Here is a 16,366-nt window from a genome sequence, read left to right as displayed (position 1 = left end):
TAGGAAGATATCCCCACCAAAGCACTACAATAAGGTAAAAGACAGCACCGTATGGACTTTGAAGGAAAGGGAACCGTAGAAAAGATACCATCTCCAAGCGAAGAGCAGGCCCCACCGGAAGCAGTCGAGCAAAAACCACTCACCTCCGTCGTCGATGACCCAGCAGTACTGGGCGCGAGAACTCAGAAAATCGAGATGCTCAAAAAGGGACTTGATGCCACGAAAGTTACTTATGAAGAAACTCAGGCCGCTCTCACAACTGCCCGCACCACACTAGGACTAGAGGGAAGCGTCGCAAATTCACCTGCCCAAACGATAACCCAGAAGCGGATACTGGAAGTGGAAGCAAAGATCGTTGAAGCAGAGGCGAATTATCCCGGCGATTGGACACTCTTGTTGCACGAACGGCTTCTCCACCCTGCAACCCAGATGAAGCTGGAAGGTACTTTCGCGACCCATGCAGACTCGTTTCCCGACGAGGAACCCGGGCCGCTAGATAAAGCGGACCAGTTTCTCTCTTTCCAGAAACAGCAGGTTCAAGATTTTTCAGCGCGCGTACGGGATAGATTCCAGGCGACAGGCGTGGGCAAGGCGAGCGAATATGGGAAAACAGAAAAAGCATTGGGGGTATCTCAACACAGAATCGATGCTCAAACAAGCAAAGATGAACTTATTCATTCAGGTGTCGTATTTTCCGACGCTTCGACACGGGAGAACATGCCCCTTACACCCAGACAAAAGAATATCATTGAAGCGCACGAGAAGGGTCACGCCGTAAGAAAATTCTCCGGACAGATGTCAACTGAAATAAAACAGGCGCTCGATCCGGAAGCCATAGCGGGCAAACGAAATTATATTCTCCAGGCCGATGAAATCGTCGAAAGAATGTCTCAATTGAAAAACTATTTCGGTTTCGTTGCCGATGAACAGTTTACTGCTACGCATTTGAAACACGCCCGCGAGCATTATGTAGCAGACACGGGACTCGATAACGATATGAATAAATTCCTTGATGCCATCACTCCCGAGACCGAGGAGCGGTTTCTCAAAGTGATCAACAGCTACCCGATCTGATTCTTTCTCCGGACCGTCGAAGAACGGATCCACTTGGAATAATCAAATTCAAGGAATTGAAAACAGCGTGCCAGTCTTGGACTGATACGCTGCTTCTTTCTTTCCTGGCCACTCTCTCCCGGTGAGGCGACTCAGATGCGAGTGCCCTTAGCCGCACGGGGTACTCCCCCACCGTGCTCCCACTTGCCAGGGGTAGCGCTCGGTTTGTCTGGAGGCAGCTGCCTCGGCGCGGAAAAGTACCGCACCATCTTCGCGGCGTCGAGCCCAAAGCCCGTGCCAATCGAGTACAAGGCATCAGCCTTGTATGCGGCGATGGTGCAGCCGCCAACCAATGTCACCATTGCCGCGAGGATGACCAGTGCGAGCACGCGACCTCCTCGTTCTTGCCGCCGATACTCTTCGAGTTCGGCTTGATCCCTTTCGTCCATTTTTCCACCCCCTCAAGGAACTTCACGACGCCAAAATTGACGACACTATATCGTAGCACGTTTTCTACATTCTCGCAAGGGTCAGATTTACCCTTGTTTCCGCATCTTTTCGGTCACCCAGAATTCACCGAAGTAGCGCTTGGTGAGGATGCGGGTCTGCGAATCAATCGCCGGGATCGCCGAGAGGAAAGCCACGATCGGCACCAAGAACCACTGGAAAAACATGAGGAGATTGCGTGACCAGTGATAGCGTTTGGGCCGCGGTGGTAGTGTCAGAAGTGACATCGGGATCGAGACGAGCAGCCCCGACATGCCGAGTGTCATGAGCGTGCGCGTGAAAAATGGGAGATTGTGGGCGAGGACGCTTTCTTTGAAGATGCCCCCACCGAGGAACAGCGGCAACCAGCCGAGGAAGGTTAGAAGGAATGAAGTCGTCGCCCAGGAGTAGTGGCCCTCGAGCATTTCAAACATGATGCGGAGCTTGGTCCTAGTGCGAATCCCGGCGTCCGGCCAGATCGCGCGCATCGTCACCGGGAAATTTTCGATCCCATAAGCCCAGCGTCGTTTCTGTTTGTACTGATTCACGATCGTCTTCCAATACGTCGGCGCGAGCACGGCGTCGAGCGAAACGGGCAAATGGATCGGCTGTACCTCATAGTCACCATGGAAATAGGCGAGGCATTTCCAATAAATGACTGAGTCCTCACTAATCATGTTGACCGGCCAAAATCCGACCTTCACCAGCGTATCAAACGGCTCCGAGTGCGAGGAAAATGTCACCATCTCGCGCCGCGTCGACTGATACAGATGCCAGAACGATGACCCCGTCACGACGACCCGGACGAACGCGTTCGTATCCCAGAGATTGTTGTGGTACATAGGAAGCGGCTGATACGCGCGACGCAGCCGATTGGGGCTGGTCGTATAGTGATAGGTCAGGGCCGCGAAGTACTCGGGATGGATGACTGAATCACAGTCGAAGTTAGAAAACACCACCCGCTTATAATCGATCCCCTTTCCGTCGAGATACTGCATCAATTCCTTTGCCGCAAACGTCGCATTGGACGCCTTGCACTTCATCTCGCCGGTTTCCACGATATGCGTCGTGACGAGGAAGTCTTTGAACAAGTGCCCGAATTTCGCCCGCAGCGCTTCAACTTTCGGCAATCGAGTCGCCGGGTCTTCGCGCTCTTCGGTCGCCAGGAGGACGATGATCTGGTCCAACGGGAAGCGTGACTTGGTGAGCGACTCGATCGCTGGCTCGATCACCTCGACTGGCTCCCCCGCGGTCGGGAGGAGCACGACGTGGATCACGTCATGCCAATCCATGATGACTGGCTCGAGCGGAATGAGCCGCTCGGTCTCACGGAGGATGCGCTTCGTTCGGCCTATCGCCTGACGGAGCCCACGCCGTTTCTTCCATTCGCCGATACCATGCGACGCCTTCATCTCAGTCCGGAGTGACCTGATCCGTGCTTTCAATTTCTCCACATATGCTACCGGATGCACCGATTCCTCGTAGCGTTCCCGCCAGTCGATCCGTTTCCCCTCAGCGATATTCCATTGTGCTTGGAGAGAAAAGATGGAGATATAGATCGCCCGATAGATCCAGTACGTATCAAAGACCATGATGAACACGGCGGCATACACTGGCGCAAAGAAGGACAACACAATCACTCCGATGAGCGTACCCCAAGTGAGCGTACCCGGGATCATTTCGAGTGCACGTTGTATGCGCCGTTCCCTCGGCACAATCGTTTTCGGATTTGGGAACGTGAAAACGCTTTTCGACACAGTTGCTTGCATACTCATAGTATACGTCAAAAGGTGCAGACAGACGTGGTATGATAGCAGCAATAATCCTCCAAAGCAACCCTTCCTATGCCGTTTCCAAAAGGCTTTCTCTGGGGTGCTGCGACTGCAGCGCATCAAGTCGAAGGCGGCCAGCACAATGACTGGAGCGAGTGGGAGAAACAGAATGCCAACCGACTGGCTCGCGAGTCAGAGGCGTCTTTCCGATGGAATCCGCATTGGAAAAAATTCGAGTCTGAAGCGACCGATCCGGCCAACTATATCTCCGGCACCGCCTGCGATCACTGGAATCGGTACAGGGAGGATTTCGACATTCTGAAATCACTCAACCTCAGTGCTTATCGTTTTTCCATCGAATGGTCGCGTATTGAACCAGAAATGGGGAAATTTGATGAAGCCGCCATCGAACATTACCGACAAATGATTCAGGCTCTCCGCGCCCGAGGTATCGAGCCCTTCGTCACCCTTTGGCATTGGACACTCCCGCTCTGGCTCTCCAAAGAGGGTGGAATTGCCGCAAAAAATTTTCCATGTTACTTCGAATATTTCGTTGAAAAAATGGTTTTGGCTTTCGGTAATGACGTACGGTATTGGGTCACGCTCAATGAGCCCGATGTCGTCGCCTCACATGGGTATCTGAAAGGCGCTTGGCCTCCGCAACGAAGAAATCCAATTTTGTATTTCGCTGTCCTCCGCAACCTGATCCGTGCCCACCGGCTCGCCTACCGAACCATCAAGAACCACTTCCCACACGCCGAAGTCGGTATCGCCAAACATAATATCTGGTTCGAAGCAGCAGGCAGTACGATGTGGAACCGCCTGCTCAAGAAAGTTGCTGATCAGCTTTGGAATCATTGGTTCCTCAACAAGATTGACGCTGAGCAAGATTTCATCGGGCTCAATCACTACAATCACCACCGCATCGACGGCTGGTTCGACCAAAATGAAAACAAAATCCAGACCGACTTCGGCTGGGAATACTATCCAGAGTCGCTCTACCACGCCCTCGTCGAATTGAAGTCATATGGCAAGCCGATCTATGTGACAGAAAATGGTATCGCTGATGCAAGCGATGAACTGCGCCAGAAGTTCATCCCCGCCGCGCTGACTGCAATGGAGCGTGCGATCCATGACGGTGTCGATGTCCGTGGATACTTCTATTGGTCGCTCCTCGACAATTTCGAATGGGACAAGGGCTATTGGTTGAAATTTGGCCTCGTCCATGTCGACCGCATCACCCAGAAACGCACCATCCGCCCGAGCGCCCGGCTCTACGCTGATCTCATCACAAAATACCGCGCGGAAAATTGAGTAAAAAAGTGAAGACCCCTGCCGCGCAATGCGTAGCAGGGATCTTTGTCTTGCCAGCCTTCTAGTTCTGACTGGCGTTTAGTTGTTCGTCTGGCTCTGCATTGCAGCCGCCGCTCCCCAGCTTTCGGTCCCGAGAGGAATTTCTTGCTCTCCGAACGGGTTGAAGAGTACTGTTTCCAGCGGAGCACTGGCAAGCCTCCTCTTACGGCGGCGAGCCAAGGCTCGATTTGCCTGCCAGGCGATGTACCCGGCACCCGCTACGAAAACCCCGTAGCCGACCAGCATCGCCAGCTGGTTCACCTGCTGAATTATTTCCTGCATCTTCTACCCCCCTTGAGGTCTTGCTGTTGAAAAAGGAACCAAAATAACTTGTGGAGTGTATCACGGTATACGATTGCTGTCAACTCTGCTCTCTCATCGCTCTTAGTGGCTTGCCAAAATCATCCCGTATGATACAGTAGCCATGCCTTTCTAGAGGCTTTTTTCGTCTCTATTGAAGGCTTGCCGTTCCGAAGCTTTAGCGCAGGACGGCCCCATCGTCTATCGGTTAGGACGCCAGGTTTTCATCCTGGTAAGAGGGGTTCGATTCCCCTTGGGGCTACTAAAGAGGATTTATCAGACTGGTATGCCTGATTTATCCGATAGATCTGCCGTAATTCGGTGGTTCCAAGTTTCTTTCCGTCATAATCTATCCTTCCGGCGAAGACTAGCTTCTGTAGTCTTATTCTTCGTTCATACCGGGCCTTCTTCCACGCCTCAGCACTGTTTCGAACATAGATAAAGCAGTAGTCTAAAACTTTTTCCATTTCAAACTCTTCATCCCATTTCTCCCTTAGTAGGAGTCGTTTCTGATTTATCTTTACAGAGATTAGTTTCCTTTGCTCATCAAAGTCTTCATCGGAATACTTTCCAGAACGATGGAGATCAAAGATTTTTTGTCTATCCTTCTCTAAAGCAGTAACAGCTCTATTTATTTTGGCATTTTCCTCATCAATTCTCTTATAGTTATTCTTCCAAATATCCAGAACAATAGCCTTGAAAAGCTTCTCATACTTTGCATCCGGAGAAATATCATCTAAAAATTGGATGAAGAGCTGCTCGAAAGCTTCTTTGGGTACAGATTTAGCCTCCTCACAGCCCTTATGGTGATGATGATAGTATGGATACCCTTTCCCGTCCCTGCCTTTCGACGTACTACCTGTAAGAGGTGTTTCGCAGTTGCTACACTGTATGAAACGCCTTAACGGAAAAAGAGGGTTATTGAGTGAGCGCGGATTCGGTTGTGCTGATCTTATGCCTTCCGGCTGGCACTTGAAAAATAACTCCTTCGATATGATGGGCTCGAAAGCTCCCTCGGACTCACCCCAGGTTTTGATGACTCCACAATAGAGAGGGTTCTTTATGATTTTCTCCATTAACTGAGGAGTGATAGCTTTTCCGGCTCTAGATCTAAGACCCCTTTCAGAAAGAAACAAGGCAAGCTTTTCGTAGGTGTAGGTTCCTTTTGAGTATTCCTCAAACCCTAGCTTAATGAGAGGGGCTATATTTGGTTCAGGAAAGAGATTTGAACCCCTGTAGGGTCTGTGGTACCCAAGTGGGGCTTGCCATACCCAGATGCCATTTTTGAGACGTTCTTTCATACCTTGTGTGGTACGAATTGAACGGACACTATTATCAAACTCTGCAGTGGCCGACAAGACCCCTTCCATAAAACGCCCCATAGGAGTCTCATCGATTGGCTCGGTCGCTGATCTTAGCTCAACACCTAGACGTTTTAAGCTACTCCTTACAATGGCGTGATCGTCCTGGTTACGCGCAAACCTATCTACTTTGTGAACAATGAAGAAAGTTGTTTGATTCTTCTTGTCTGCACAAAAAGCGATGGCTTTATTAAACTCTGTTCTATTAGCTGTTTTTGCAGATTCTCCTTTTTCTACAAATACCTTAAGGATTTTGATCTCTTCTTTGTTGGCGTATTCGCGACAGATCTTCTCCTGCGTTCCAAGACTTGTGCCCTCCACTTGCTCCAGTGAAGACACTCGGCAGTATATAATCCCAGTTTTTGTATCAGAACTTTTCATACTCATTTTTGTTTACTACTATGGTACTCCTTAAGGCCTGGCGGGCAATACCCAAGGGGGATTTTTGGAACCACTATTCTCTTCGGCCCAAACCTCTAAAGCAAGCAAGCCTGCCTCATAGAGATTCTCTCTAATCTCAATAACCTCTTCATCAGAGAGATTTTTGAGATCAGGTACTAGTTGTCGGCATCTTTCAATGGAGATCATCACGCTACGCTACCGAATAAAGTAATTGCTTCAGTTCCTTGATTGCCGAAACAAAACGCTTGGCCTCTACATTCGGGTCACTAAATAAGAACTCTTTCATTAGTTCTCTTCCTTTTGGCGCACCCTCCAAAAGAAAAGTTGCCTTACCGGATCCGCTCCGGCTGATACCTGCTATCTTCATCCCTTGGGCGACACAATAGGCGGCTAGGTAAAAGTCAGAAGTAGAAAAGTGATTGTCCTGCATAAAAAAGAGTTGAGGTTTTATGCCCCAACTCTACGCCTTACCCCCGTGACTCACTTCCGACAAAAGATTTTTGGCTTATCTAAAAGTTTCTTTTGATACAATTTCTCTCGAACTGAAACAGTTCATCCGTTACATCAAAGTCCTTCTGAACCCTTTTGTTTATTCGATCGATAGTATCTTTAATCATCTTCTTGTCACTGTTATTTTTTGCTTTGTCATCTTTTGTCATATTGTACTCACTCCCAGTGCAGTGCTCCATAAAGAGAGACCAATCAACAAAGTGGTCTGTCTTCTGCTTAAACAAAAAGACGCAAAGCCCATTCTCCTTAGTATTAGGTTTGATTTTACTAACGGCAGTCTTCCCCGCGATCAATGACTTTTCTGTATCAAACATTAGAGCCTCGTTTTTCAGGCTTCGATTAATCTTTGCTTTCGGCCATTCGGAATCATTCTTCTCTAGGGCTGTTCTGCTGATATTTGTCAGAAAAAAATATCCGGTATAGCCCTCTAGCCTAGAGACTTCCACGCGGAAACATCTCTTCCTTTCTTTATCACGTAGGCTCTCCTCAATAGAATAATAGATCTGGCTATCGCATTGAAAATAAATATTTCTGTGCTCGTACAGTGTATCGCCGAGCAGAAAGGCAAGGAACTCCTCTTGGCTTTGAAAACGGCCAGCATTAAAAGCTTTCCTGGTGTCCAGTATCATACTCATTCTCATAAGAAATCCCCCTAACCTTGATTTAAGACTTTTTAAAAGATAATATCAAGGTGGTTAGCTACGTTGTGTTTTTGCGGAAATTAGACGTCTTTGCGTCTTTTTTGGCCTATTTGTGGCCTGAAAGGGGCGCTCGACGTCATAAGTAGGCTTCCGCAAGGACACCGAACGTGGCTAACCAGTCGGGCGTCCTTTTGTTTTGCGTCCGATGTGGAGAGCCTAAGCATTAAGTACTGTTTATGGAAGAACTAGGGACCGTTAGTTTCTCGGTATGGTTTGACAACCTCTTGCGCGTCGTAGGCTTACTGACGCTTATCATTGGTGGTATTTGGCTTGTATGCCACTGGTTAGAAGAAAGAAAAAGAGTGTCTAAGGACAATAACTAGAAGCGAAACAGAGTTCGCTTCAAGCGTTTATGTGTTCGCTTGCTTCTGCGTTCAAGGTTAGAGTAGTAATTGTTAAAGAAGCTTTATATCAGGGCCTTTATCCTTTTGCTAGGTAACTTCTTTGTTATGGGCCTAGCGATTAGATCTTAGCTAATACATCCTCCCCATTTCTTTAATTAAAAAACTGGTTTTTTGGATCATTCAAATTCCACAGGAGCTACAGGGGTGAGGGGGGTGGATTAAAAACAGATCTCTGATATACGGTATAATACGTCCCCCATAATTTTTTCAGTTTTTGAAAAATGACTTTACAAAGCCTATGATTTCAATGATAATTTAATCTATTTTTTAGATGCTTAAAAAGTGCTAAAATCAACTTGACTTAAAGAAATCAGAATGGGCTACTATAGCGAATATCTGAATATGAATATTGCTTCCAACCTAGAGGCTCTTTCTCTGGAAAGGAAGAAGCAATTGCAAAAAATATCTAGCCTTAGAGGGAATAGGGATGTTTTAGTGTATGCTGCCGATCTTAACAAGCAAACCAACCTTATAGCTATTGGCTATGCTGATCTATTACCAGTAAGTGATCAGCTTTCAAATCTAAAAGGTAAAAAGCTTGATCTTATTTTAGAAACTCCCGGTGGTTCTGGCGAGGTGGCAGAAGATATTGTCCGATTATTGCGAGGGAAGTATGAAGAGGTGTCCGTTATTATCCCTGGCTACGCAAAAAGCGCCGGAACCATCATCGCTCTTTCTGGAGACGAAATATTAATGGGATCGCTATCCAGCCTTGGGCCAATTGATGCTCAAATGCTTGCCCAGAATAAGCAATTCTCTGCAGATGCTTTATTAGAAGGGATGGAAAAGATTAAGAAAGAAGTCTTGGAAACAGGTATATTGAATCGTGCCTACGTTCCTATTCTCCAGAATATATCTCCAGGAGAACTTCAAAACGCTCAGAATGCTATGGAGTTTGCTCGAGTTTTAGTGAAGGAGTGGTTAGTTAAATATAAGTTCAAAGACTGGACGACACATTCTTCTGACGGACGACCCGTAACACCTGAAGAGAAGGAAAAAAGAGCTGAGGAGATTGCTAAAAGTCTGAGCGACCATTCTAGATGGAAAACTCACGCTAAGTCTCTCAAGATACAAGACTTAGCTTCAATGAAGCTGAAGATAAATGATTACACCGGGACCGAATTAGAAGAAGCTATTCTAAGGTACTATACCCTGCTAGAAATGACCTTTAGTTCAACGAGTATATACAAGGTAATCGAAACAGTAGATTCTCAGATTTATCGGTTCTTAGCTCAAAATACAAACGTTAATCCGGCTCAAGCAAACGGAGCAGTTGTCGAAGCTAAGTGCCAGAACTGTAATCACACTTCAAAAATTCAAGTGGACTTCGATCAGAAAAGGCCTCTGGAGGCTGGAACTATAGAGTTTCCAGCAGACAATAAAATTAAGTGTCCTTCGTGTAAGAAAGAAATTGATCTGGGTAATTTACGTCAGCAACTAGAATCACAAACAAAAAAGAAAATCGTATGAGTAGAGACTTTAGTATCATATTCACTAAACTTGATGAGGTAACTAAGGAAGATAGCCTTAGAGATACTGCAGTTTCCGAAGAGGTAACAAGAGAAGAGGCAGAAGAGATTACCGAGTTAAGACGAATAGCCCTTGAGATTAAGGAGGGTGAGGTATCTACTTATACTACCGCCTGCTAAGAGCCTTCTTCTATGCAAAAGTTTTTTGTTGTAGCCTTTATCGTCATTGGCGTAGGGTTCTTAATTTCTTTCCTGCAGAAGGATAGATGGTCTTTGTTCGTATATCCGAATGGCGAGTTAGCAGAAGAAGCTATCAAAGCCATAGACTCTTACGAGTCTTTCGAAGAATGTCTGGCGGGCTTCGAATTTTCTAAGCGCTCTTTACCTAATGCTACTTTTGAATGTGGTTATAAGTGTAAGATCCAAGATAAAGAACTGGGGCTATATATTTGTAAAGAGACACGGGATTGACTATGGAATCCAACATAGCTTTCAGTATGATAAGTGCATTTTCTGGAGCTTTTTTTGCTTTTCTTTTTTTGCGCCTAGCAGAGTTCTTCACAAAGCTTTATGAGAGACAAGTCAGACACTATAACTCCTTAGTAAGTCTTGAGATGCAGCTCCTCGAAGACGGGGCTGTAATTCAAGATAATCTGTTTACAATAGGCCGGTTTGTAGCGGCTATCAAGATAAATAATGTTACTTTTGAACATCTGCGCTACTTGTCCATCGATAAATCTCACTACGAAATGCTGTACGATCTATCGTTAAAGAACGAACTCTATGCTTATCACTACGATTTAAGAAGGTTAAATGATGACGTGGAGAATATATCAAAGGGGTATGATGAGATTCGTGTAGCATTACTTCAAAAGAACCTAACTCTAGAAGATTACAGGAGTAATGTTGGATCGCTGGCTGGATCACTTGATGAGCAGCTACGACCTTTTCTGATTCACTTACAGGATAAAATAGTGACTTTACTGGCGCGTGTTCGTTTACAGATCAAGTATGATAAACCCCTAGGCAATAAAATAATGACGGTCTTCTTGAAGACTAGAGGACCAAAACTAGACAAGAAAGAAATTGACCGAGAAAAGAAGATTATACTCGCTGAACTAGAAGAAAACGCCGAAGCCAGTAAGATTGAAAAACAGGAGATACTAAGAAGTCGATGATTTCTAGGCGTTTCTATTCCCTATGGGTAGATTAGCGACCGCAGTGGGGAAGCGTAATTAAGCCAATACCGAGCATTCTACTTCCTCCTTCTGAAGGGTTTGCCACTCCTTTAGCTCTGGTATAATCTGATTCCACGACTTTCTTATTTGGTCTACGTGACCAATAAAAGCACCCTCCGCGAGGAGCGGTGTTTTTTGTTGGTATTTTTACCAAGGGGAATCGAACGGGCAGGTGCGAGCCCTGCCGTGAAGGCATGGCGAGTGTCGATGAATGCGAGTGAGCATTCAGCGCTGCCCAGGACAACGAAGCTGTCAGCAGACAGCAAGGCGAAACTCCCCTTGGGGCTACGGAAAATATACAGAATCGAGGCTTTTCTAGGACTATTTTCAACTGGACAGGGAGTTAAAAGTGTGCTAGTATATGGAGTCTGGTGATTACCACTAGACACAACTTACTGGAGGTTTCCATGATAGCCAAGTTCTTTATTACCGCAGTGCTCTGGGCCTTTGCTTCCATCGCTTCGGCACAAGCAGTCATCAAGAAAGGCGACGTAGCCAAGGTCCCCGGCCACGAGTGGGTCAAGGTCCTGAATCCGGAACCCGTAGCAAGCGGTAACAACGAGTTTTCCTACGGGGAAACTTGTTCTATCAACGAGACCGGCAAAGTGACCGCCGTAGGGTTCATGAGCGAAGGCGGTGAGGAGTTGGTCCTGGTCCGCTACAGCATCCCGGGACAGGCATTCGGCGCGCCATGCCCGAGCGGTGTCGTCTTCTTCACTTCCAAGAAGCGCTTCCACGCCATGACCGCCGAACACGAGCGGGCCAAGGCCACCGAAGCTAAAGGTCGAGCGCGGATCGCGGAGATCCTCAGCGGAAAATAGCGGACATCGTCCACGTACTACAGGGCGTAAGAGCAATCTTACGCCTTGAATTTTTTTATGACTCCAATGCCTCAAGAGACAGCTTAAACACTCGCTACTTCTTTCGCCAAAAAAGAGTATACTAGAGGTACCAAGAGAACCTTTTAATTACATCACCCTATGGACCAAAGCTGTGCTTTTCGGACCGTTGGTATGTAATTATTAGTCTCACCCTTATGGATGCCATGTCATCCAGCAGCACTCGCCCCCTCTACCGCGGGACCCAGATCGTCTGGTATATCCTCGGTCTGGTCGAGGTGCTTCTCGCTTTCCGCCTCGTGCTGAAACTCCTCGGTGCCAATGCTGGAGCCGGGTTCACCAGTTTCATCTACATGGTGACGGCACCGTTCACCGCGCCGTTTGCGACGGTCTTCAGAGTTTCCAAGGCCCAAGGCAGTGTCTTTGAGTGGACGACTATCCTCGCGATGTTCGTATATTTCGTCGTCGCCTGGGGTATCATCAAGCTCCTCGTCATGAGCATGAGCGTCTCGACGCCTGAGGCCGCGGTCAAACTCGATCAGCAAGATCAGTAACTATACCCTCTCTTATGGCCACTATCATCAACAACCCACCAGCGCAATCACCCGCCCCATCGGATGGAGGCAGCGGTTTGGCAGGAGTACTCATCGGTGTCGTGATCCTCGTAGTGGTTGGGTTTCTCTTCTTCGCGTACGGATTACCCGCCATGCGAGGCAGTCAAGAGACGAAAAGCTCTCCGAGCAGCCCGACGATCAATGTTCCCGATACAATTGACGTCAATATCAAGAAATAGTTCTTCTTAGTCAGTAACTTTTATTCATTAATAGTAATCATATGAGCTTTCTCATCTATATCATCTTCGGTGGTGTCGTCGGTTGGGTCGCCTCGATGATCATGAAAACAGATGGCCAGCAAGGCATCCTGCTCAATGTCGTCGTTGGTGTCGTCGGGTCCGCTCTCGGCAGTTGGCTCGCTGGATTCTTCGGCTACGGTGGAGTGAGCGGCTTCAATCTCCAAAGCTTCATTGTCGCCCTCATCGGCGCGGTCGTCCTCATCGCTATCATCAAAGCGCTCCGCCGATAGAACAGGGCCCAAAATGGACAGCATGACTCAAAAGGGAGTATACTCTGAGGGAAATAAGCATAATGTACTGTATGTTTGAAGTACCCAAGAAGCTTGATTCAGAAGCGAAACCGGCCGCGCCTAAAGAGAAATCAAATCGTCCTCCCGAACCCAGCACCGAAACCCACCGGCCAAGATTGTTTGTAGAAGAAAAGGCGAGAGACATAGCGCTCCAACTTGGTCACAACGACCCCGATCGCGTTCAGCAATTCCTCAATGACGAGGATCGATAGTCGTGACATTGGAAAACTACCAAATTGTTTCGTCACTAAATAGGGTTCCAATCGACTGGAGCCTTTTTCTTTTTCCTGTTACACTTCTGGCGATTTATGTTTCTCGATATCAAACTTGGTCTCCTCTGGGCCTTTCTGACAGGATTCTTGTTCGGACAGGAGCTCACCTCTGGCTGGATGCTCGCCGGAGTCGTCTTTGCTCTGCTCCCCGACATCGATTTCTGGATCGAGTATGCCATGCGCGGGACGGTCGGCGGCACAGTCCTCGGCGCACACCGATCGCTCCTCCACAATCCCATCCCCTACATCCCCATCGCACTCCTCGTCGGCACACTCTCTGGTCCGGCCTGGATGCTACTCTTTGCCCTCGGAGTGTTTGGGCACTTCGTCCATGACCTCTCCGGTATGGGCTATGGCATCCGACTCTTCTGGCCATTTTCCTCACGCTGGTACAAATTCTTTTCCAGCAAAGACGGCGAGATCCATTATGATTTCGATCACTTCATCACCTCTTTGGTCGCCCGAGGAAATGAAAGCGCTCGTCGCTCGACGCGGCAATGACAACTGGATACGAGAGGAGCTCCATTACCTCCACGAGCACCGGCTTTCCATTCTCCTGAAACTCCTCGCCACGCTCGTTGGTATCGGCGCGCTCGTCGCTATCCTCCCACTGTAAGCAACCACACGAGATACTTGTCTATTCGTCCCCTGCCCGCTAGAGTGGGAATGCCCTAAACGTCATCCTGTGAAACTCCTCGCCATCGAAACCTCGTGTGACGAAACCGCCGCCGCCATCATCGGCTATGATGGCGTTTCACTTTCCGTTCTCTCGAGCATCGTCTCGTCTCAAGCGGAACTTCACGCTGCCTGGGGTGGTGTCATCCCGAACCTCGCCGCGCGTGAGCATGTGCGGAACATCATCCCCGTCGTCGAATCCGCGCTCCATGAAGCCTCGGTCACTCCCCAGGACCTCGATTGCGTCGCCGTGACTCAGGGACCCGGACTCATCCCCGCACTCCTCATCGGTGTCTCAGCCGCCAAGACACTCGCCCTCGCCTGGGACAAACCACTCCTCGGCGTGAATCACCTCGAAGGCCATATCTATGCCAACATGCTGACCGACGACTCACAACCGACGACTCACAAAAAAGATTTGGAATTTCCGCTCCTCGCTCTTATCGTCTCGGGCGGCCACACCCAGCTCATCTTGATGCACGATCATTTCGAGTATAAACTCCTCGGCGAGACAGATGACGATGCCGCCGGCGAGGCTTTCGACAAAGTTGCGAAAATGCTTAACCTCCCCTATCCCGGCGGGCCAGAGATCGGAAAACGCGCTGATGCCTATCGGACAGCAGCCGAACGTGTGCCCGCCAAACGCTTTCCTCGCCCCATGCTCAGCTCCGACGATTATCGCTTCTCGTTTTCCGGACTGAAGACGGCGGTGCTGTACTCCCTGCAAAAAGAATCTGACGAAAAGAAAAGCAATCGGGAATTCGTCGCGCTCATCGCCCATGAGTTCCAGGAAGCGGTCGTCGATACGCTGGTGGGGAAAACGGAACGTGCCCTCCAGGAGTATCAGCCGAAGACTGTCGTCATCGCGGGCGGCGTTTCGGCCAACGTACGGCTGCGCGAGCGGATGACAGCTATGGTCGCCACGTACTCCGACTGCCAATTCCTCATGCCGCCATTCCAGTATTCACTCGACAATGCCGCGATGATCGGCGCCGCCGGCATGCTGCGCTATGCCCGGATGAGCGAAACCGAACGCATGGCGCTCCGATCCAATGCGACGACACTCGAACCTTCGGCTCATCTGCCGCTCGCAGTCGACCATTGACACAAATTGTATTTTCATATAGAATATAATGCTTTTCCCAAGGCAGATTTTTCGCTTGAGATAAGCCTCCTCGTACGGCAATGGGAGAATCAAATTGCCGAGGTACGCCGCGCCGCGGGTACCGAAGTTCTTTAACTCCACCCTCCGCCGGAGGGTATTTCCAGGAGAAGGAAAATGAGACCTAGCACGAATCTTGTTATCCCCATGACGTCGGTTAAATCAGGCGCCGGGATTCCAATTTCGTTAATGAGAGGTGTGGAGAGCGTCACTGTCCTTGGGTCAAGTATGCCGGTCAGTACCCAAAGACGTGTTCCGGTGTCGATGTTTACGGTTCATCCGGACAAGGCCGGGATTGTTGCTGTGTGGATTGATGAGAAGCCTCGTCGTCGTGGGTGTTTCATCGGCATATCATCGGTCAAAGATCCAGCAGAAGGTGTGCCCATGTTCAAAGCAGACGGCGATACTATGTGGGTGTCGCCGATCGGCCGGATAGGTCAGGTCTACGACCATGGAGTACTCTCCGTCACTATTGACGGGGAAGAATACCACACAGGACAGGGATATACCAACGGACCGTACGTCCCGGACGGTGATCTCTTGTGCCAGTACCTCATGGGTGATGTTTCAGCTGACGACGTCAAGGCGGCAGCGGTGAAGCAAGAGGAACAGGAGTCGGCAGAAGCCGTACTCAAGATCCTCATGCCGCTTCTGGCAGCTAACTCCGAAGCAAGTGTAGGTTTGGAGCAGCGGGCGAGGCTCTTGGCAAGCGATCATGCCCTGCTGTTGCAGCAGTCCGAAGACATGACCAACGCTTTTTTGGAAATGGATCGGATCATCGGCGGTACTCGTCCGGGACTTCCTTTGCAGGAGGTCGTACCCCAGGCTGTCGAGGAACTGAAGCGTAAGTATCAGGCAGCGCTTATGGAAATCGGGCTCATGAAGCCGGTGTGGCAGTTGCTCGTTGACTACGGGCTCGCAAAGCCGCTGGAGGAGGCGACGTCAGACGATACAGCTGACACCATATTCGGTACGATGCGCTTGTTCGGTATCGTGTGGAAAACGAATCGAATCGCTGGCGAACGACTCGGTACCCCGCTGCGTCTTGAGCTTCGAACATACTTAGATGGACTCCTCAAGCAAAAAAGAGGCGGTCTGGGCGGGTTCCTTAAGACGTATTCGAGGGGCGGCCGGGGGTCCATCGATTAGGGCAACGTCCGAATGAAAGCCTCTGACTTGGTCTGTATGACAAGTCGGGGGCTGTTTTTTTTCTGGAATACTGTTTT

At 49.0% G+C, this 16,366-nt stretch carries 21 protein-coding genes and 1 tRNA gene; 16 read left to right on the top strand and 6 right to left on the bottom strand.

Annotated features, from left to right (window positions below; genetic code table 11):
• The first annotated feature begins 51 nt into the window (after window positions 1-51).
• Window positions 52-1,074 (top strand): hypothetical protein, encoded by a 1,023-nt coding sequence (locus tag IPJ68_00770; protein ID QQR78803.1) that lies wholly within the window; start codon window positions 52-54, stop codon window positions 1,072-1,074.
• A 131-nt stretch (window positions 1,075-1,205) separates the two neighbouring features.
• On the opposite strand, the gene IPJ68_00765 is transcribed toward IPJ68_00770, so the two are convergent.
• A complete protein-coding gene (locus IPJ68_00765; protein QQR78802.1) occupies window positions 1,206-1,502 on the bottom strand; it encodes a hypothetical protein in 297 nt (98 codons plus the stop codon).
• An 87-nt stretch (window positions 1,503-1,589) separates the two neighbouring features.
• Window positions 1,590-3,308, bottom strand: coding sequence for a glycosyltransferase family 2 protein (locus IPJ68_00760; GenBank protein QQR78801.1), 1,719 nt, complete (start codon window positions 3,306-3,308; stop codon window positions 1,590-1,592).
• A 75-nt stretch (window positions 3,309-3,383) separates the two neighbouring features.
• On the opposite strand from IPJ68_00760, the gene IPJ68_00755 reads away from it, so the two are divergent.
• Window positions 3,384-4,625, top strand: a complete 1,242-nt coding sequence (locus tag IPJ68_00755) for a glycoside hydrolase family 1 protein (protein ID QQR78800.1) — start codon at window positions 3,384-3,386, stop codon at window positions 4,623-4,625.
• A gap of 78 nt (window positions 4,626-4,703) precedes the next feature.
• Here the strand turns inward: IPJ68_00755 and IPJ68_00750 are convergent, their stop codons facing one another.
• Window positions 4,704-4,946, bottom strand: a complete 243-nt coding sequence (locus IPJ68_00750) for a hypothetical protein (protein ID QQR78799.1) — start codon at window positions 4,944-4,946, stop codon at window positions 4,704-4,706.
• A 208-nt stretch (window positions 4,947-5,154) separates the two neighbouring features.
• Between IPJ68_00750 and IPJ68_00745 the strand changes: the two genes are divergently transcribed.
• Window positions 5,155-5,226, top strand: a tRNA-Glu gene (locus IPJ68_00745).
• On the opposite strand, the gene IPJ68_00740 is transcribed toward IPJ68_00745, so the two are convergent.
• The 3 genes from IPJ68_00740 to IPJ68_00730 form a co-directional block, all read right to left on the bottom strand.
• The gene (locus IPJ68_00740) at window positions 5,189-6,346 is read right to left on the bottom strand and encodes a recombinase family protein (protein ID QQR79232.1); all 1,158 of its coding nucleotides are present in this window, start codon (window positions 6,344-6,346) and stop codon (window positions 5,189-5,191) included. The two genes, IPJ68_00745 and IPJ68_00740, sit on opposite strands and share 38 nt — an antisense overlap.
• A gap of 571 nt (window positions 6,347-6,917) precedes the next feature.
• Entirely contained in the window at window positions 6,918-7,157 is a 240-nt protein-coding gene (locus IPJ68_00735) for a hypothetical protein (protein ID QQR78798.1), read from the bottom strand.
• Between the two features lie 79 nt (window positions 7,158-7,236).
• Window positions 7,237-7,866: a hypothetical protein gene (locus IPJ68_00730; protein ID QQR78797.1), complete on the bottom strand. Its 630-nt coding sequence runs from the start codon at window positions 7,864-7,866 to the stop codon at window positions 7,237-7,239.
• Between the two features lie 791 nt (window positions 7,867-8,657).
• Here IPJ68_00730 and IPJ68_00725 point away from each other — a divergent pair.
• The 13 genes from IPJ68_00725 to IPJ68_00665 all read left to right on the top strand — a co-directional run bounded on the left by IPJ68_00725 (window position 8,658) and on the right by IPJ68_00665 (window position 16,289).
• Entirely contained in the window at window positions 8,658-9,812 is a 1,155-nt protein-coding gene (locus tag IPJ68_00725; GenBank protein QQR78796.1) for a Clp protease ClpP, read from the top strand.
• Window positions 9,809-9,991, top strand: coding sequence for a hypothetical protein (locus IPJ68_00720; protein QQR78795.1), 183 nt, complete (start codon window positions 9,809-9,811; stop codon window positions 9,989-9,991). Before IPJ68_00725 ends, IPJ68_00720 begins: the two co-directional genes overlap by 4 nt.
• Before the next feature lie 12 nt (window positions 9,992-10,003).
• Window positions 10,004-10,282, top strand: coding sequence for a hypothetical protein (locus IPJ68_00715; protein QQR78794.1), 279 nt, complete (start codon window positions 10,004-10,006; stop codon window positions 10,280-10,282).
• Window positions 10,283-10,284: 2 nt separating this feature from the next.
• Window positions 10,285-10,989 carry a hypothetical protein gene (locus IPJ68_00710; GenBank protein QQR78793.1) on the top strand — a complete coding sequence of 235 codons (705 nt, stop codon included), beginning with the start codon at window positions 10,285-10,287 and terminating at the stop codon, window positions 10,987-10,989.
• Between the two features lie 467 nt (window positions 10,990-11,456).
• Window positions 11,457-11,870 (top strand): hypothetical protein, encoded by a 414-nt coding sequence (locus IPJ68_00705; protein ID QQR78792.1) that lies wholly within the window; start codon window positions 11,457-11,459, stop codon window positions 11,868-11,870.
• A gap of 224 nt (window positions 11,871-12,094) precedes the next feature.
• Complete coding sequence (locus IPJ68_00700) at window positions 12,095-12,442, top strand: YggT family protein (GenBank protein QQR78791.1); 348 nt, start codon at window positions 12,095-12,097, stop codon at window positions 12,440-12,442.
• A gap of 14 nt (window positions 12,443-12,456) precedes the next feature.
• Window positions 12,457-12,681 carry a hypothetical protein gene (locus IPJ68_00695; protein QQR78790.1) on the top strand — a complete coding sequence of 75 codons (225 nt, stop codon included), beginning with the start codon at window positions 12,457-12,459 and terminating at the stop codon, window positions 12,679-12,681.
• A 41-nt stretch (window positions 12,682-12,722) separates the two neighbouring features.
• The gene (locus IPJ68_00690; protein QQR78789.1) at window positions 12,723-12,971 is read left to right on the top strand and encodes a GlsB/YeaQ/YmgE family stress response membrane protein; all 249 of its coding nucleotides are present in this window, start codon (window positions 12,723-12,725) and stop codon (window positions 12,969-12,971) included.
• A 71-nt stretch (window positions 12,972-13,042) separates the two neighbouring features.
• Window positions 13,043-13,243 carry a hypothetical protein gene (locus IPJ68_00685; protein QQR78788.1) on the top strand — a complete coding sequence of 67 codons (201 nt, stop codon included), beginning with the start codon at window positions 13,043-13,045 and terminating at the stop codon, window positions 13,241-13,243.
• Between the two features lie 96 nt (window positions 13,244-13,339).
• Window positions 13,340-13,804, top strand: a complete 465-nt coding sequence (locus IPJ68_00680; protein ID QQR78787.1) for a metal-dependent hydrolase — start codon at window positions 13,340-13,342, stop codon at window positions 13,802-13,804.
• On the top strand, window positions 13,773-13,919 hold the full coding sequence (locus IPJ68_00675; GenBank protein ID QQR78786.1) for a hypothetical protein: 147 nt from the start codon (window positions 13,773-13,775) through the stop codon (window positions 13,917-13,919). The genes IPJ68_00680 and IPJ68_00675 overlap by 32 nt, the downstream gene beginning before the upstream one ends.
• A gap of 69 nt (window positions 13,920-13,988) precedes the next feature.
• A complete protein-coding gene (tsaD, locus tag IPJ68_00670) occupies window positions 13,989-15,083 on the top strand; it encodes a tRNA (adenosine(37)-N6)-threonylcarbamoyltransferase complex transferase subunit TsaD (GenBank protein QQR78785.1) in 1,095 nt (364 codons plus the stop codon).
• A 285-nt stretch (window positions 15,084-15,368) separates the two neighbouring features.
• A complete protein-coding gene (locus IPJ68_00665; GenBank protein QQR78784.1) occupies window positions 15,369-16,289 on the top strand; it encodes a hypothetical protein in 921 nt (306 codons plus the stop codon).
• The last annotated feature ends 77 nt before the right edge of the window (window positions 16,290-16,366 follow it).

Source organism: Candidatus Moraniibacteriota bacterium (genome assembly GCA_016699425.1).
Classification (GTDB): Bacteria; Patescibacteriota; Minisyncoccia; order Moranbacterales; family UBA1568; genus SSEF01.
This window is presented reverse-complemented; position numbering and strand designations above follow the sequence as displayed.

Excerpts from the sequence above, each read along its gene's own strand:
- IPJ68_00770 (QQR78803.1), top strand. The coding sequence starts at position 52 with ATGGACTTTGAAGGAAAGGGAACCGTAGAAAAGATACCATCTCCAAGC.
- IPJ68_00765 (QQR78802.1), bottom strand. The coding sequence starts at position 1,502 with ATGGACGAAAGGGATCAAGCCGAACTCGAAGAGTATCGGCGGCAAGAA.
- IPJ68_00760 (QQR78801.1), bottom strand. The coding sequence starts at position 3,308 with ATGCAAGCAACTGTGTCGAAAAGCGTTTTCACGTTCCCAAATCCGAAA.
- IPJ68_00755 (QQR78800.1), top strand. The coding sequence starts at position 3,384 with ATGCCGTTTCCAAAAGGCTTTCTCTGGGGTGCTGCGACTGCAGCGCAT.
- IPJ68_00750 (QQR78799.1), bottom strand. The coding sequence starts at position 4,946 with ATGCAGGAAATAATTCAGCAGGTGAACCAGCTGGCGATGCTGGTCGGC.
- IPJ68_00740 (QQR79232.1), bottom strand. The coding sequence starts at position 6,346 with ATGGGGCGTTTTATGGAAGGGGTCTTGTCGGCCACTGCAGAGTTTGAT.
- IPJ68_00735 (QQR78798.1), bottom strand. The coding sequence starts at position 7,157 with ATGCAGGACAATCACTTTTCTACTTCTGACTTTTACCTAGCCGCCTAT.
- IPJ68_00730 (QQR78797.1), bottom strand. The coding sequence starts at position 7,866 with ATGATACTGGACACCAGGAAAGCTTTTAATGCTGGCCGTTTTCAAAGC.
- IPJ68_00725 (QQR78796.1), top strand. The coding sequence starts at position 8,658 with ATGGGCTACTATAGCGAATATCTGAATATGAATATTGCTTCCAACCTA.
- IPJ68_00720 (QQR78795.1), top strand. The coding sequence starts at position 9,809 with ATGAGTAGAGACTTTAGTATCATATTCACTAAACTTGATGAGGTAACT.
- IPJ68_00715 (QQR78794.1), top strand. The coding sequence starts at position 10,004 with ATGCAAAAGTTTTTTGTTGTAGCCTTTATCGTCATTGGCGTAGGGTTC.
- IPJ68_00710 (QQR78793.1), top strand. The coding sequence starts at position 10,285 with ATGGAATCCAACATAGCTTTCAGTATGATAAGTGCATTTTCTGGAGCT.
- IPJ68_00705 (QQR78792.1), top strand. The coding sequence starts at position 11,457 with ATGATAGCCAAGTTCTTTATTACCGCAGTGCTCTGGGCCTTTGCTTCC.
- IPJ68_00700 (QQR78791.1), top strand. The coding sequence starts at position 12,095 with ATGTCATCCAGCAGCACTCGCCCCCTCTACCGCGGGACCCAGATCGTC.
- IPJ68_00695 (QQR78790.1), top strand. The coding sequence starts at position 12,457 with ATGGCCACTATCATCAACAACCCACCAGCGCAATCACCCGCCCCATCG.
- IPJ68_00690 (QQR78789.1), top strand. The coding sequence starts at position 12,723 with ATGAGCTTTCTCATCTATATCATCTTCGGTGGTGTCGTCGGTTGGGTC.
- IPJ68_00685 (QQR78788.1), top strand. The coding sequence starts at position 13,043 with ATGTTTGAAGTACCCAAGAAGCTTGATTCAGAAGCGAAACCGGCCGCG.
- IPJ68_00680 (QQR78787.1), top strand. The coding sequence starts at position 13,340 with ATGTTTCTCGATATCAAACTTGGTCTCCTCTGGGCCTTTCTGACAGGA.
- IPJ68_00675 (QQR78786.1), top strand. The coding sequence starts at position 13,773 with ATGAAAGCGCTCGTCGCTCGACGCGGCAATGACAACTGGATACGAGAG.
- IPJ68_00665 (QQR78784.1), top strand. The coding sequence starts at position 15,369 with ATGCCGGTCAGTACCCAAAGACGTGTTCCGGTGTCGATGTTTACGGTT.